This is a genomic window from Ureaplasma zalophigenitalium, from assembly GCF_025780055.1.
GTDB lineage: Bacteria > Bacillota_I > Bacilli_A > Mycoplasmatales > Mycoplasmoidaceae > Ureaplasma > Ureaplasma zalophigenitalium.
In genome coordinates this window covers 116,957-131,757 of record NZ_JAOXHJ010000001.1, presented here as the reverse complement: position 1 = coordinate 131,757, position 14,801 = coordinate 116,957, and the positions used below count along the sequence as shown (strand labels likewise).

The window sequence follows — 14,801 nt, the reverse complement described above, 5'->3', positions numbered from 1 at the left end:
TCTTTTTTATTTATACTAATATGCTAAACAATTTTTACAAAGGCTTTTGTAATCATTTGTTTGAATAAATCATCTTCTTTTAGTTGGTTAATCTGACAAGTTTGGTAGACTTCATCGATGATTTGATTATATGTTTTTTTAGCTGATGCATCTGTTTTTGCCTGTAATACCAAAGTTTTTAATTGTTTATAGTTAGGGATTGATGTCTGCATTGCTTCAACTTTATTAATAAACTTTTCCAGAGATTTCATTCATGATTTATATTGAACATCACTAGTGAAAATACTTTTAATAGTAAATAACATCTGGTTAAAATCAACGCTAATGCCATCGATTTTATACTCTTTACCTTTTAATGCGCGTATAGCTTTGTATGCTTGTTGATAGCTTTTTAAAAAAGTTTTTTGTTCTTGATTTAAAGTGAAATCAGGTTGAAGTAATGTTGCAAAATTGCGAAAGTGCTTTTGCATTAACTTGTGGAATTGGTTAAACAGCTTCACGGCCCCATTAACATTCATTGAGTCCTGTTCTAATTGGTATAAATTTTCGTGACTAGTACGTAAATTATCTAAATCAACAACATTATCAAAATCATCCCTATTTAATGTAAATTCAATAATATTTTTATAACCTTTTAAATTAGATGTAACCTTAAACGTTTGATTAACACTTACATTCGTTTTCACGGGCAAATCTAAATACACACGGTAAAAATCTTCGTTCTCACGATGCAAATCGAACAACATTTCCTTTTTTAAATAATTTGGTTTAGCGTTGGTAGTTTGAAGATTTTTACTTGTAACTTGAAAAACCGCTTCTTGGACATCTTTTTTTGATAAGACAATTTTTTTGCTTACTGGATCGATAACTTTAGGAATATAAACAATGACATGGTAAATCGGGACAAACTTATCTTCAGGATTAGCACTCTTAGCTAAATGATAAAGACGTTTTGATGAACTTGTGTTTTGGCAACTTGCCACTGCTACTGTTCCCGCAACTAATGCACTGGTTGTTAAAAGACCTGTAAATAGGAGTTTAATTTTTTGACTTTTTTTCATTTGAATCCTTTGATAATCATAACACATAATATTATTATATAAAAAAAGAAGGAATTCAATCATTAGATTGTTTCTTCCTTGCTTTTTTAATGTTTATTCAATCTTATACTAATGCCAAAACAGCTTCTTCAGTATTATCAGATAAACGAGAACCTAATTTAACAACACGTGTATAACCACCATTACGGTCTTTGTATTTATGATTTAATTCATTAAACAGTTTTGCTAATAATTCATCTACAGTGTGTTCGTTTGTACGCAATAAAATAGCTGCTGCTGCACGTCGTGAAGCAAGTGTATTTTTCTTTGCTAAAGTGATGATGTGATCCACGTGACGTTGTGTTTCTTTAGCTTTGGTTTTTGTTGTCACAATAGAACCGTGGCTAATTACATCAGACACTTGTTGACGCGTAACCATTTTTCTTCATGATCGTGTTTTTCCAGGTTTATTAATGTAACTCATAAAAATCTCCTCTTAATCGTTTTTTAATTCTAGACCGTGTTCTTTTAATTTGTCAATGATTTCGAGAACTGATTTACGACCTAAATTTTTAATTTTCTCAAGTGTTCATTTATTCATTTCAATAAGTTCACTTGTCGAATTGATCCCGCTTTGTTTTAAGGCATTATAAGCACGTACTGATAATTCCAAATCATCAATTGGGATACTTGAAGAAGTTTTCTTTTCTTCTTGTTCTTTTTCTTTAGTTACTACTAATTCATTAATCCGTTCATTAATGTTAATGATTGGTGTTAAATGCTCTTGCAGAATTTTTGCACTGATCGCTAAAGCATCAGCACCTGAAATAGTTCCATTAGTAGCAATATCAATCGTTAAGATCTCAGAGTTTGAATATTTCGAATCCTTCACTGTTTGAACATCATATTTATAATGTAATACTGGTGAGTAATTAGAATCTGTAGGGATAATGTGTAATGTAGAAATGCAATCTTTGTTTGTTGTAAAGTCTACACGTCCACGACCTAATTTGGCGAAAATATCAACTTGGAAATTAATTTTTTCTGTAACTTCAGCAATGACTAAATCCTTGTTAACGATTTCAAAACCCACTGGTGTAATGATGTCATTTGCTGTCACTACTCCAGGACCTTGGAAGTTAATTACCATCTTCGGTCATCTGTCAATAATTAAGCTATTAAAATATTCTTCATTAAACATATTAGTATCTATTGTGATTGCTAATGATTTTAAATTTAGAATAATGTTCGTGATATCTTCTTTTACACCAACAATTGTTTCGAATTCATGTGGGTGGTTTGCAAATTTCACTGCAAACATAGCCGCTCCAGGAATCGAAGACAAGCAGATCCGACGTAAAGCATTTCCTAATGTGTGTCCATAGCCAACTTCTAGTGGTTCAATGATCACACGTGCTTTGGATTGGTCTTCTTGTTCTATCGTTGGAATAGTGATATTATATTTTAAAAATTTTTGCATCGTGATCTCCTTAACGAATTAATAACGATAATAAATTGTGCATTATCTTGGTTTTTTAGGCGGACGGCAACCGTTGTGGGGAATAGGTGTTACATCCTTTATTTTTGAAACAGTTAACCCTGCAACGTTTAAACTACGAATTGCTGTATCACGTGAAGCACCTGTACCATTAACATGTACTTCGATCGATTTTAAGCCCATTTCAATTGCTGCTTTTGCTGCATTTTCAGCGGCAACCCCAGCTGAGAAAGGGGTTTTCTTTTTAGCCCCTTTATAACCACTTGAACCTGATGATGCTCAAGAAATTACTTGCCCTTGTTCATCAGTTATACTAATGATCGTGTTGTTTTTAGTAGTGTGGATATGAGCAATCCCGTTACTAAAACTTAATTTTTTCTTTTTAGCCATTATGTTGCTCCTTATTTATTATTTAGACTCAATTTTTTTGTTAGCTACTGTTTTTCTTGGTCCCTTACGTGTACGTGCATTTGTTCGCGTACGTTGTCCACGAGTTGGTAAACCACGACGGTGACGCATACCTCGGTATGATCCAATTTCCATTAATCGCTTAATGTTCATTGCGATTTCTTTACGCAAATCACCTTCTAATAATAGCTTATCGCCATTATAGTCCACAAATGATAAAGCTGTTTTACGAATTGCAGCGATTTCTTCTTCACTTAAATCCTTAACACGTTTATCTTCGCTAATGTTAGCTTGCGCTAAAATTTTCTTTGATGTTGATAAACCAATTCCAAAGATGTAAGTTAATGAAATTACTACACGTTTGTCATTCGGAATATCTACTCCTAAAATTCTTGCCATATTAATCCTTTCCTAGCCTTGACGTTGTTTGTGCTTAGGGTTCGCACAAATCACACGTACTATATTTGATCGTTTCACAATTTTGCATTTGTTGCAAATCGTTTTTACTGAAGCTCTAACTTTCATAAAAAGTTCCTTTCGTATGTTTAATTATTTATGACGGTAAATTATACGACCTCGTGTTAAGTCGTATGGACTTAATTCGACATCTACCATGTCGCCCGGTAAAATATTGATTTTATGTACTCGCATTTTACCTGACACATGGGCATTAATGATGATCTTGTTATCAAGTTCAACCTTAAAATTACCACCTTGCAGCACTTCTGTGATGCGTCCAATCATTTTTAATTTTTGTGTGTCTGACATATTACTTCCTTTTATGTTAATCATCTAGTGTGAGAATTTCACACCCGTCTTTGGTCACTAATACCATATGTTCTCAGTGTGCAGTTAATAGTTTATTTTTAGCTTTAACACTTCATTGATCAAGAGGATCAATGTAATATTCCTTGCTCTTTGTCATGATCATTGGTTCTAGGCATAAAACCATATTCTCTTCTAATTTTTCTTCTCGGAATTGCATATAGTTAACATAATTGGGCATAGCGGGTTCTTCGTGAATTTGCACCCCACAACCGTGCCCAGTAAAATCCTCTAACAGATAATATCCGTGCTGGCGAACGAATTTATTAATGGTGCGCGCCACATCAAAATTCGTAACACCTGGTTTAATCATTTTAACTGCTTCATAAATTGCTAATAAGCAAACATCTGAAATTTTTTGTGCTTGCACATTTGCGTTGTCAACAATGACTGTGAACGCCGCATCACAGTAACGTTCATTATATTTGACACCCATATCAAATGTGACCTTATCTCCACTTTTTAAGGTGTAGTTGGTTGGGACTCCATGAATGACGCACTCATTCACTGAAATACAAATATGATGTTTAAAACCAAGATAATCCTTAAATGCACTCACACCATTCGCTTGGACAATGGCTTGGTTAGCAATCGCATCCAATTCTAATAAGCTAATGCCAACACGCACATTATCTAAAATGGCTTGTTTAGCTTTTTTTCAAATGTTAATTGCTTCTTTGATATTTTGAATATCTTCGGGGGTTTTAATATAAATTTGCATATCTTATTTTTTCTTAATAATTTTTAAGACCTCTTCATAAACTAATTCTAAAGGTTGATTAGCGTTAACACGAACTAATAAGCCTGTTTTTTCGTAATATTCAACAATTGGTAAAGTTAATTCCTTAAATTGTTTCATACGAATGCTTAGAGATGTTTTATTATCATCACCACGTTGCATTAAAGGATGTTGACAGCTATCACAAATCAATTCTTTTTTTGGAGGGTTATAAAATATATTATAAACTGCTGGACAAGCTGTACATGAATAGCGTCCAGTGATTCGTTTGATTAGAACATCCTCGGGAATATCAAAGTAAATTACGTGATCTAACTGCATGTAAGCGCTACAGTCGTGTGCCTGGTTAATTGTCCGTGGTCATCCATCTAAAATAAAATTAGCTTGGTTTTTTAATAGCGGATCAATGGCTTGATGAGCGATTTTGTTTGTTATTTCATCTGGCACTAATAAACCTTGGTCAATAATGTTTTGCACTTCTTTTGCAAAATCATCATTCCGTTTGAAAAGTGCACGGAACAAATTACCGGTAGAAACATGTTCAAATTGATGTTGATCAATTAACAAACTGCTGATTGATCCTTTACCAGAACCTGGGGGGCCTAAAAATAATAATTTCATAATACTCCTATCAAATTTGCGATTTGCTTGCATCATTATTGGTTTGTAAGTTATTTTCGATGACTTGACGTTGATATGAATATGTCGACGATGTTGCCGTTGATTTAATAGCATTTCATAATTCTAAAGTCGCTGAGACCATGATAATTAATGAAGTTCCACCGAAAATGTGTGAAGAAGCAATCACAGGTTGGTTATTGTTTATTGTTTTAGCAATCAGGGCGACTAAATGTGGCAAGGCTGCGAGCGCTGCTAGCAAAATAGCCCCTGTTCAATTAATTCGGAAAATTACTTTACTAATATGATTCTCAGTTTGTAAACCGACTTTAACTCCTGGAATAAACCGACCTGATTTTTTTAAATCTTCAGCAATACGCGGCGGGTTTAATTGAACATATGAGAAAAAGAATGTAAACAGAATAATTAAAATAACATAAATTCCTAAACCAGTTCATGAATCAACAATAAAATAGTTTTGAATGATGTAATACCCAGTAGCTTCCTTATCTAAAAATTCGCTAACCTGTGCGGGGATCGCTAAAAGTGAAGAAGCGAAGATAACAGGCATAACCCCTGCAGTCATGATTTTAATGGGTAAAAAAGGTAATTTTTCATAATCGCTAATTAACGCTTGACCTGTTTGTTGGATAGGAACTTTTCGTGTTGCACTATTGATAAATGTTACTCCAAATAAAATTAATAAATAAAAAGCTACATATAAGATAAAACCAATAACTTTTTTTGCTACATCTGGAGTTAAAGCACCCATTCGGTTAAAAACACCGTTAAATTGGTTAAATAAATTAGCAATGATTCCGGTTAAAATCAGAAGGGTGATTCCATTTCCGACACCTTTTTTCGAAATAATATCGGCTAGAAATAGTGAAACATAAGTTCCTGCGACCATTAAGAAAATGAAGGTAACATAGAACAGTGGTGAATTAATGGCAAATGGAGCATTAACAATAGTTACGAATTCGCTTCGTTGTGATAATAAATTAATAATCACAACTGCCTGCATAATAGCTAATGGTAAGGTAACTAGGCGTGTTATTACCTCCATTTTTTTTCGCCCTCTTTCCCCTGATTTAGCTAATTTAAATAAGGGTGGGATAAGTTCAGTAGATAACAACTGCATAATAATCTGCGCGGTAATATACGGGCCTATACCAATCGCAAAAATTGAAAACTGCGATAACCCACCACCACCTAAAAGGTTCATGATAGCAAAGAATGAACCTTGTTGGTTAAAGCTACCATTAATCTTAATATAGGGCATCGGCACAATTGATCCAATTCTAAAAAGAATTAAAATCGACAAAGTAACAGCAATGGCCACTAACACTTTTTTATTTGTAAAAATTGCAAAAAAGCGTTTGATACTTTGTTTTTTATTACTTTTTACTTTCATAAAAAACTCCTAAAAATTGAAAAAATAAATAATTAATAAATTAATTATTTATCTAAAGTGATAGCTTCTGATTGATTTTTTTCAATACTTGCTCGTGCACCTTTTGAGAACACATGAGCATAAATTTTTGTATTTTGAATAACATCGTTGTTACCAATAATTTTAATTGGTCATTGGCTATTTTTAATTAACCCGTGATTATTAAAGAATGTTAAATCATAAACAAAATCTTCGCTTAATCCTTTTTTAGCTTTTAACGCATCTGTAATCAATGATAATTGGTGTAAATTAATCACATTATAATGTTTTTTAAAATTATAGTTTGTGAAACCAACTTTTGGTGTACGACGATAAAGAGGTGTTTGTCCCCCTTCAAAAGCTAAACGAACTTGCCCTGATTTACGAGCTTTTTGACCATCTTGCCCACGGCCACTTGTTTTACCAAGACCTGAACCATGTCCACGTCCTACACGTTTTTCTTTGTGGTTACGTGATTTTGGCGTATATTGTAAATTTGATAATTCCATGATCAAACCTCCTATAAATCTTTAACATCTTTATCACGAAGTCTTGCGATTTCGCTTGGTTTAATTTGTTTTGTTAAACCATCGATTGTGGCACGGATAACATTCATTGCTGTGTTTGAACCACGTGATTTTGTATAAATATCTGTAAAGCCTGCTAATTCAATAACAGCCCGCACAGATCCACCTGCAATAATCCCTGTACCTTGGGGTGCAGGTAATAGCATAACTTTTGAAGCACCATGACGTCCGTAAACATCGTGGTAAACTGAACCGTTCTTTGTTTGTTTAACTTTAATTAAGTTATTGTGAGCATTTTTAATTGCTTTTTTAATTGCATCTGGAACTTCGTTTGATTTCCCCATTCCATAACCCACTGTACCTTTTTTATCACCAATAACAACTAAAGCACTGAAACGCATCATACGTCCACCTTTTGTTGTTTTAGAAATTCTTTTAATGTTAACTACACGTTCTTCATACGGACTTACTGCTTGCTCAGCACGTTTGAAATTTGTACGACGAGGTTTGTGAGTTTTTGTTGTTGCTTTTTCAGCTACATTTTCGTTTTCAATAACTTCGTTATTAGTTGTTTGGTTATTAATATCTAACATAAATGACTCTCCTCCTCTTAAAATTCTAAACCATGTTCACGAGCCGCGTCAGCTAAAGCTTTAATTCGACCGTGAAATTCATTACCGTTTTTGTTAAAAATAACACTTTTAATGTTTAATGCGGTTGCTTTTTTAGCAATATCTGCTCCAACTTTGGCTGCATTTTCTTTGTTTCCATTAACTAGTTTTAAAGCTAAAGAAGATGATGAAGCTAGGGTTTTATTTGTGTTGTAATCAATTAATTGAACTCAAATATGTGCGTTAGTTTTGTTTACAACTAAAACAGGACGTTGTTCATAAAGTTGTAATGCACGAATTTTTTTCACAATTCTGCGAGCACGAAGTGTTCTCTTATAATTACGACTAAAATTAATTCTTTTCATAATTTACTTAAACTCCTATTTCTTCTTATCTGCTGTTTTACCAGCTTTACGGATAATGTGTTCGTTTTTATACATCACACCTTTACCTTTATATGGTTCAGGTGGTCTATAACCACGAATAGTGGCAGCGAACGCTCCGACAGCTGCTTTATCTGCCCCCTGAATAGAGATTTCAGTTGGGCTTGGTGTAGTAATATTTAAATCTTTAGGAATGTCCAAAATGATGGGGTGTGAGAAACCTAATCCTAAATTTAATTTGTTAGCTTCAACTTTAGCTTTGAAACCAACACCCTTAATATCTAATTCTTTTTTTCAACCTGTTGTTAAACCAACAATAGCATTATTTAAATTAGCATTAACCGTTCCGTGGTACATACGTGATTGTTTTTCATCGTTTGCACGTGTTACTTTTAGTGTTTGATTTTCAAATTTTACACTAATAATACCACTCGGAAAAGCTACAGTTAAAGTTTGGTTGTTTCCTGATAGAATAACTTCGTTTGCTTTAACATTCACACTAACAGTACTTGGAACTTGTAATAATCTATTTCCTATACGAGACATATTGAAATACCTTATCAAACATAGGCGATGACTTCACCACCGGTTTGTTCCTTTCTCGCTTGTTTATCGCTAATTACACCTTTAGAAGTTGATATAATTGCTACTCCTAAACCATTTAATACTTTAGGAAGTTCTTGGTATTTAGAATAAATTCTTAAACCTGGTTTTGAGATTTGTTTAAATCCGTTGATAGAAGAAGTTTGGTTTTTATATTTCAATTTAATAATTGTAATTGGTTTTTTATCAGATGAAAGTTTATTTTCAAAACCTTTAATGTATCCTTCGGCTTCCAACAGTTTTAAAATAGCTGTTTTTAATTTTGAAGTAGGAACAATTACGTCTTGTTTAACAGCACGACGGCCATTATTGATTTTCGTAATTAATTCAGCAATTGGATCGTATAACATATTTTCTAAATCCTCCTCTTATCAAGATGCTTTCTTAACACCAGGGATAGATCCACTATATGCTAATGATCTAAAGCATAAACGACATACTTTAAATTTACGCATAACAGCGTGTACTCTTCCGCAACGTAAGCAACGTGTATAGTTACGTACTTCAAATTTTTGGTGTTTTAATTGTTTTGCAATTAATGATTTTTTAGCCATAACTATTTAACTCCTTTTTGTTTTTGGAAAGGCGCACCTAAACCTAATAATAAAGCACGAGCTTCTTCGTCTGTGTTAGCTGTTGTTACAAATGTAACATCGAAACCACGCACTGATTTCACATCATCATAAACCACTTGTGGGAAAATAATTTGTTCTTTAATACCTAAAGTATAATTTCCGTGTCCATCAAATGATTTGTTTGAAATCCCTTTGAAGTCACGCACACGTGGTAAAGCGATATTAAATAGAACTTCCATGAAAGCTCACATTTTTACTCCACGTAAAGTTACTTTTGCACCGATAGCTTGTCCTTTACGTAATTTGAATGTAGCGATTGAGTTTTTCGCTTTTGTTAAAACCGGTTTTTGACCAGTAATTAACAATAATTCATTTGCAGCAGCTTCTAAATTTTTAGCATCAGCAACAGCGTTGCCAATCCCGGCATTAATAATAATTTTTTCAACCTTTGGGATTTGCATTACAGAAGAGTAAGCAAATTCTTTTTGTAAATTAGGTACAACTGTTTTAGTGTATAATTCTTTTAAAAATGACATTAATTACTCCCCCTTATTTTTTTGTTTCAAGTTCAGAACGTGTTTTTCGCGCAACACGCACTTTTTTGTTTTCTTTATTAAATTCAAAGCTGATTTTTGTTGGCTTACCTTTGTCTTTACCTTTTGTTTCAAGAACAGCTAGTTTGCAAAGACGAATCGGTGCTTCTTTTTCTAAAATTCCACTTTGTTCGTGTGTTTGATCTTTCTTTTGGTGTTTTTTAACTTTATTAACACCTTCAACAATCGCAGTTTCGTTTTTAGGATCAACTGAAATTACAATTCCTGTTTTTTGTTTGTGTTTTCCAGAGATAACAATAACACTATCTCCTTTTTTAATTCGATTCATGTAAGTATCTCCTTTCTATAAAACTTCTGGAGCAAGTGAAGCAATTTTTACAAAACCCGCGTCCCGAACTTCTCTTGCTACTGGTCCAAAGATCCGTGAACCACGTGGCGTTTTATCATCTTTAATAATCACGCATGCATTTTCATCAAATTTTAATCATGCGCCATTTGGACGACGAATTGCTTTTTTCGTTCGCACAATTGTTGCTTTAACCATTTGTCCTTTAGAAACAATTCCACCTGGAGCTGCTTTTTTAATAGAACCAATGATAATGTCACCAACTGATGCATAACGACGTTTAGAGCCGCCTAATACTTTGATGACACCAAGAACTTTTGCGCCAGTATTATCAGCAACTTCTAATCTTGACATATGTTGAATCATAACTATAACCTCCTATATTACTAACGCGCTCTTTCAAGAATTTTGCTAACTCTTCAGTTTTTTGTCGCACTCAATTTACGAGTTTCAGTAATTTGTACACGGTCTCCCATTTTTGCATCATCATTTTCGTTATGAGCATGGTATTTTTTGTGTGAAATTACTAATTTCTTATAAATTGGGTGTAAGCTTTTTGACTCGACACTTACTGTTACAGTTTTTTGCATTTTATCAGATGTTACAACACCTTCTAAAACTTTACGATGACTATTTCTTACCATCAGTTAACACTCCTTGATCTTGAAGTTCTAATGTCATTTCACGTTCCGTTAAAATTGTCAAAGCACGAGCGATCGTACGACGAATCTCTTTAACGTTATGCGTTTTTTCGTTTTCACCATTAGCAGCAGCGAAACGCAACTCTAATAAACGAGCTTTTAAATCAGTTACGATTTTTTGCAATTCTGCTGATGTTTTTTTGGCTAAATCTTTTGCAACACTACTCATGACTTAACTCCTTTTTAACAATTTTTACTTTAATTGGTAGTTTATTACCAGCTGCTCTTAACGCTTCACGCATTAACGGGACCGGAATATTTGCTACTTCAAACATTACTGTTCCTTGTTTTACAACTGCTACTCATTTTTCAGGCGAACCTTTTCCAGAACCCATACGCACTTCTAACGGTTTTTTAGTTAATGACATGTGGGGGAAGATGCGAATTCACATTTTCCCTGTTTTTTGTAAACGTTTTGAAATGGCAATACGAGCAGCTTCGATTTGACGTGCATCAATTCAAGCTCCACTTAAAGCCATTAATCCGTATTCACCAAAATCTACTTTTTTGTTTCCTTTAGCTTTACCCTCGTAACTTACTTTGTGGGGTTTACGAAATTTTGTTCTTTTTGGTTGTAACATAATTTAATAATCTCCTTTTAAGCACTTGGGCTTTCTTTTTTATGTGATCCACGAGGTTTTGATTCGTTATTATTACGTGGTTTGAAATTACGACGAGGTTTTGATTGTTTATTATTATTCAATTTAGCAGCGTGTTCTACATTGTTAACTAAACGATCAGTAAATAACTCGCCTCGGTTAATTCATACTTTAACACCAATAATACCATAAGTTGTATGAGCTTCTGCTAAAGCATAATCAATGTCAGCACGTAATGTATGTAGAGTTAATAATCCGTGGTTATAACCTTCCACACGCGCCATTTCCACTCCACCTAAACGACCTGATACTTTGGTTTTAATCCCTTTAGCGCCCGCTTTTAAAACTTTCTTAATTGCTAATTTTTGTGCAATTCTGAATGACACACGATTTTCAATAGCATCCGCAATTTCACGAGCTACAATCGCAGCCTGTAATTCTGGAGTTTGTACTTCGATAACTTTTAATGAAACAATTTTTTTACGGCCTACGATTTTGTTAATTGCTAATTCAATTAGTTTCTTTTCACTAGCTTCTGTACCAATTAATAACCCGACCTGAACAGCATAGACATAAACATGAACACGTTGTTGATCACGTTCGATTTCGATATGATCAATTACTGCGTTTTTATATTTTGAAGTAATATAAGTACGAATCTTATCATCTTCAATTAATCATTGTCCCATTTGCGCTTCATCAATCGGCACTCAACGAGATAATCATTGTTTATTAACACCAAATCTTAAACCATTTGGATTGACTTTTTGACCCATGAATAATTTTCTCCTTTATATTATTTTAAATATTGGAATCCGCTAGGACCCTTTTTCATGTTGTAATCTGATAATTTTTTCGGCGTACGATATTTAAATGTACGAGACGCAATCATAGCATGTGCTTTTTTGCTTTCAACAAAATAAGTATCAAATTCTTTTTTAACTAAAACAGATTGTTTGTTGTATTTTCTTCAAATTGTTGAAGGTGCTCCGATATCGATTGTTTCTAAATCGAATTCACCTAACACTTTTTTTTCTGGTGCCACTGCATAAACTATCACACGTTTAACTGGGTTAGTTGGTGTCACTTTATAGAAAACAACATTTTTTTCTGGGTTTTCAAATAAAGCTAGAGCGTTTTTCTTTGTCATTGAAATAATAATGTTTTCTGTTTCAACAACTGGCGCTTCAATACCTTTAGCTTTATCTGCTGCACTAACTTCTGTTGGTTCAACAACTTTTAACACTTGTTGTTCACGTTTTGCTAATTCTTGTTCGTCAACAGTAACCACTTTTGTAGGTTCTTGTGCCAATTTACTTGCTGTTTCTGTTTTATTTTGTTTACGTTTCGCTAAACGTTCTTTAATTGCTTGTTGTTCAGTGATTTTTTCATTTTTATCGTCTGATAATGTAATCACTAAATGAGTTGTGCGTTTTTTAATACGGTCTGCTGCACCTTTCGCACGAGGTAGCATACGTTTTAGTGTTGGTCCTTGGTTAGCAACGATTTTGTAAACATAAAGTTGCGTTGGATCCATATCTTTTGAATTGTGCTCCACATTAGCAATAGCTGATTTTAATAATTTAGCTACGATAGGGGCAAACTTCTTGTTTGTATTATTTAAAATTCGTAACGCTTCGTTAACTGGTTTATTACGAATTAAATCAATTACCAATTTCGCTTTACGAGCAGAAATACGAATATTATTTTGTTTTACTTGAGTAGTCATATATTAGTATCCTTTCTTGCTTAACGTTTAGCTTCAGTATGGTTTTTGAAATTACGAGTTGGAGCAAATTCTCCCAGTTTATGTCCAATCATATCTTCAGTTACATAAACTTTAATAAAAGCTTTTCCGTTGTGTACTTCGAAAGTTAAACCAACGAATTCTGGGAAAATTTGACTACGACGTGATCAAGTTTTAATTGGTTTTTTTGATTCTGTAGCATTTGCTTTTTGTACTTTTGCTAATAAACTAGGTTCAGCGTAAGCACCTTTTTTTGCACTTCTAGACATCCTGTTTGTTCCTTTCTACTATTATTTACGACGACGAACAATCAAGTTCGTAGAAGCTTTTTTATTATTACGAGTTTTCACACCCATATGTCTTTTACCTCAAGGTGTACGAGGTGCGTCCATCCCAATTGGAGAACGTCCTTCCCCCCCACCATGCGGGTGATCGTTAGGGTTCATAGCTGAACCACGAACTGTTGGTCTAATACCTAAGTGACGTGAACGACCAGCTTTTCCTAAATTTTCCAGGTTATGTTCATCATTTGAAACTGAACCTATTGTTGCACGACATGTTTTAGGGAATTTACGTACTTCGTTTGAGTTTAATTTAACTAACACAAATTTGTTTGTTTCATCAAACCCTAAGATTTGTGCACCAGCACCAGCACTACGAGCTACTTGCCCTCCCCCTAAAGGATATAATTCAATGTTGTGAACGATTGTACCTTCAGGAATTAATTCTAAAGGTAATGTATTACCAATAAAGATGTCAATGTTTTCTTTTCCTGAAATAATCTTGTCACCAACTTTGATTCCTTTTGGTGCAATGATATAACGTTTTTCACCATCTGCATAGACAACTAATGAAATGAATGAAGTACGGTTCGGATCGTATTCAATTGATTTCACAGTTGCTGGAATATTGTCCTTATCTCGCTTGAAGTCAATTAAACGATATTTACGTTTATGACCTCCACCGTGATGTCTAATCGTAATCTTGCCTTGATTATTACGACCAGCTTTTGAATTTAAACTAACTAGTAAAGACTTCTCTGGTTTATTAGTTGTTAAAACAGATTTATAATCAACTAAAACGGTTTGTCTTTTACCACTTGAGCGATTTTTAATACGCTTAACTGCCATAATTGCTTGCTCCTTATTTAAGTATTTGCTTTTCGACTGTTATATTATTTTTTTGCTGCAGCTTTTTTGCCACTTTCTTTTACAGTTTTTACAGCTGTAGATTCAACTGTTTCTACTGTTGGTTTTTCTACGACAGCTTCATTATTTTTCATAGCTTCAGCTTGTTCGTTAGAAATTGCAATCTTTACACCTTTTGGTAAAGTAATGTAAGCGATTTTTTTCGCTTTTGTAAATCCTGGATTACGAGAAGCAGTTCTTGTCTTAACTGAATCACGGTTAATTGTATGAATTGATTCAGGTTTTTGACGGAAGATCGCTTCAAACGCTTCACGAATTTGGAATTTGTTAGCACGTTTATCAACTAAAAAAGTTAAAGTTTCTTTTTCTGATAATTTTAACATTTCAGATTTTTCAGTTCGATATGGCTGTAAGATGATTGTTGTAATATCCATATTTTATCCCTCC

The 14,801-nt window shown here is 33.6% G+C and carries 26 protein-coding genes and 1 pseudogene; all 27 read right to left on the bottom strand.

The annotated features are described in order from the left end of the window. Window positions 1–23: 23 nt before the first annotated feature. Window positions 24–1,061, bottom strand: a complete 1,038-nt coding sequence (locus OF365_RS00665) for a hypothetical protein (RefSeq protein ID WP_263817702.1) — start codon at window positions 1,059–1,061, stop codon at window positions 24–26. 103 nt (window positions 1,062–1,164) lie between these two features. Continuing rightward, window positions 1,165–1,524: a 50S ribosomal protein L17 gene (rplQ, locus tag OF365_RS00660; protein ID WP_263817701.1), complete on the bottom strand. Its 360-nt coding sequence runs from the start codon at window positions 1,522–1,524 to the stop codon at window positions 1,165–1,167. A gap of 12 nt (window positions 1,525–1,536) precedes the next feature. Further along, window positions 1,537–2,520: a DNA-directed RNA polymerase subunit alpha gene (gene rpoA / locus OF365_RS00655; protein WP_263817700.1), complete on the bottom strand. Its 984-nt coding sequence runs from the start codon at window positions 2,518–2,520 to the stop codon at window positions 1,537–1,539. A 42-nt stretch (window positions 2,521–2,562) separates the two neighbouring features. Further along, on the bottom strand, window positions 2,563–2,928 hold the full coding sequence (gene rpsK / locus OF365_RS00650; protein ID WP_263817699.1) for a 30S ribosomal protein S11: 366 nt from the start codon (window positions 2,926–2,928) through the stop codon (window positions 2,563–2,565). 18 nt (window positions 2,929–2,946) lie between these two features. Further along, on the bottom strand, window positions 2,947–3,345 hold the full coding sequence (gene rpsM / locus OF365_RS00645; protein ID WP_263817698.1) for a 30S ribosomal protein S13: 399 nt from the start codon (window positions 3,343–3,345) through the stop codon (window positions 2,947–2,949). 12 nt (window positions 3,346–3,357) lie between these two features. After that, a complete protein-coding gene (rpmJ, locus tag OF365_RS00640; protein WP_263817697.1) occupies window positions 3,358–3,471 on the bottom strand; it encodes a 50S ribosomal protein L36 in 114 nt (37 codons plus the stop codon). 24 nt (window positions 3,472–3,495) lie between these two features. Further along, on the bottom strand, window positions 3,496–3,714 hold the full coding sequence (gene infA / locus OF365_RS00635; protein WP_263817696.1) for a translation initiation factor IF-1: 219 nt from the start codon (window positions 3,712–3,714) through the stop codon (window positions 3,496–3,498). A 16-nt stretch (window positions 3,715–3,730) separates the two neighbouring features. Continuing rightward, window positions 3,731–4,492 carry a type I methionyl aminopeptidase gene (gene map, locus OF365_RS00630; protein WP_263817695.1) on the bottom strand — a complete coding sequence of 254 codons (762 nt, stop codon included), beginning with the start codon at window positions 4,490–4,492 and terminating at the stop codon, window positions 3,731–3,733. Window positions 4,493–4,495: 3 nt separating this feature from the next. Further along, window positions 4,496–5,131 (bottom strand): adenylate kinase family protein, encoded by a 636-nt coding sequence (locus OF365_RS00625; protein WP_263817694.1) that lies wholly within the window; start codon window positions 5,129–5,131, stop codon window positions 4,496–4,498. Window positions 5,132–5,138: 7 nt separating this feature from the next. Further along, entirely contained in the window at window positions 5,139–6,542 is a 1,404-nt protein-coding gene (gene secY / locus OF365_RS00620) for a preprotein translocase subunit SecY (protein WP_263817693.1), read from the bottom strand. A gap of 44 nt (window positions 6,543–6,586) precedes the next feature. After that, a complete protein-coding gene (gene rplO / locus OF365_RS00615) occupies window positions 6,587–7,069 on the bottom strand; it encodes a 50S ribosomal protein L15 (RefSeq protein ID WP_263817692.1) in 483 nt (160 codons plus the stop codon). An 11-nt stretch (window positions 7,070–7,080) separates the two neighbouring features. Beyond that, window positions 7,081–7,680 carry a 30S ribosomal protein S5 gene (rpsE, locus tag OF365_RS00610; RefSeq protein WP_263817691.1) on the bottom strand — a complete coding sequence of 200 codons (600 nt, stop codon included), beginning with the start codon at window positions 7,678–7,680 and terminating at the stop codon, window positions 7,081–7,083. Window positions 7,681–7,697: 17 nt separating this feature from the next. Beyond that, window positions 7,698–8,063 carry a 50S ribosomal protein L18 gene (gene rplR / locus OF365_RS00605; RefSeq protein WP_263817690.1) on the bottom strand — a complete coding sequence of 122 codons (366 nt, stop codon included), beginning with the start codon at window positions 8,061–8,063 and terminating at the stop codon, window positions 7,698–7,700. 15 nt (window positions 8,064–8,078) lie between these two features. After that, entirely contained in the window at window positions 8,079–8,627 is a 549-nt protein-coding gene (gene rplF, locus OF365_RS00600) for a 50S ribosomal protein L6 (protein WP_263817689.1), read from the bottom strand. Between the two features lie 11 nt (window positions 8,628–8,638). Continuing rightward, entirely contained in the window at window positions 8,639–9,034 is a 396-nt protein-coding gene (gene rpsH, locus OF365_RS00595) for a 30S ribosomal protein S8 (RefSeq protein WP_263817688.1), read from the bottom strand. An 18-nt stretch (window positions 9,035–9,052) separates the two neighbouring features. Continuing rightward, the gene (locus tag OF365_RS00590; RefSeq protein ID WP_263817687.1) at window positions 9,053–9,238 is read right to left on the bottom strand and encodes a type Z 30S ribosomal protein S14; all 186 of its coding nucleotides are present in this window, start codon (window positions 9,236–9,238) and stop codon (window positions 9,053–9,055) included. Between the two features lie 2 nt (window positions 9,239–9,240). Next, entirely contained in the window at window positions 9,241–9,795 is a 555-nt protein-coding gene (gene rplE, locus OF365_RS00585) for a 50S ribosomal protein L5 (RefSeq protein ID WP_334307597.1), read from the bottom strand. Between the two features lie 13 nt (window positions 9,796–9,808). Continuing rightward, window positions 9,809–10,141 (bottom strand): 50S ribosomal protein L24, encoded by a 333-nt coding sequence (gene rplX / locus OF365_RS00580; protein ID WP_263817686.1) that lies wholly within the window; start codon window positions 10,139–10,141, stop codon window positions 9,809–9,811. 15 nt (window positions 10,142–10,156) lie between these two features. Continuing rightward, window positions 10,157–10,525 (bottom strand): 50S ribosomal protein L14, encoded by a 369-nt coding sequence (gene rplN / locus OF365_RS00575; protein ID WP_263817685.1) that lies wholly within the window; start codon window positions 10,523–10,525, stop codon window positions 10,157–10,159. Between the two features lie 20 nt (window positions 10,526–10,545). Further along, window positions 10,546–10,803, bottom strand: coding sequence for a 30S ribosomal protein S17 (rpsQ, locus tag OF365_RS00570; RefSeq protein WP_263817684.1), 258 nt, complete (start codon window positions 10,801–10,803; stop codon window positions 10,546–10,548). Next, window positions 10,790–11,029, bottom strand: a complete 240-nt coding sequence (rpmC, locus tag OF365_RS00565; protein WP_263817683.1) for a 50S ribosomal protein L29 — start codon at window positions 11,027–11,029, stop codon at window positions 10,790–10,792. The genes rpsQ and rpmC overlap by 14 nt, the downstream gene beginning before the upstream one ends. Then, complete coding sequence (rplP, locus tag OF365_RS00560; RefSeq protein ID WP_263817682.1) at window positions 11,022–11,441, bottom strand: 50S ribosomal protein L16; 420 nt, start codon at window positions 11,439–11,441, stop codon at window positions 11,022–11,024. The genes rpmC and rplP overlap by 8 nt, the downstream gene beginning before the upstream one ends. Window positions 11,442–11,458: 17 nt before the next feature. Beyond that, window positions 11,459–12,235 (bottom strand): 30S ribosomal protein S3, encoded by a 777-nt coding sequence (rpsC, locus tag OF365_RS00555; RefSeq protein WP_263817681.1) that lies wholly within the window; start codon window positions 12,233–12,235, stop codon window positions 11,459–11,461. Window positions 12,236–12,255: 20 nt separating this feature from the next. After that, a complete protein-coding gene (gene rplV / locus OF365_RS03300; RefSeq protein WP_416906737.1) occupies window positions 12,256–13,188 on the bottom strand; it encodes a 50S ribosomal protein L22 in 933 nt (310 codons plus the stop codon). Window positions 13,189–13,208: 20 nt separating this feature from the next. Continuing rightward, window positions 13,209–13,475, bottom strand: a complete 267-nt coding sequence (gene rpsS / locus OF365_RS00545) for a 30S ribosomal protein S19 (protein WP_263817680.1) — start codon at window positions 13,473–13,475, stop codon at window positions 13,209–13,211. 21 nt (window positions 13,476–13,496) lie between these two features. Continuing rightward, window positions 13,497–14,336 (bottom strand): 50S ribosomal protein L2, encoded by an 840-nt coding sequence (gene rplB, locus OF365_RS00540; RefSeq protein ID WP_263817679.1) that lies wholly within the window; start codon window positions 14,334–14,336, stop codon window positions 13,497–13,499. Between the two features lie 152 nt (window positions 14,337–14,488). Beyond that, window positions 14,489–14,788 (bottom strand): annotated as a pseudogene (locus tag OF365_RS00535) (50S ribosomal protein L23); the annotation flags it as partial. Between the last annotated feature and the right edge of the window lie 13 nt (window positions 14,789–14,801).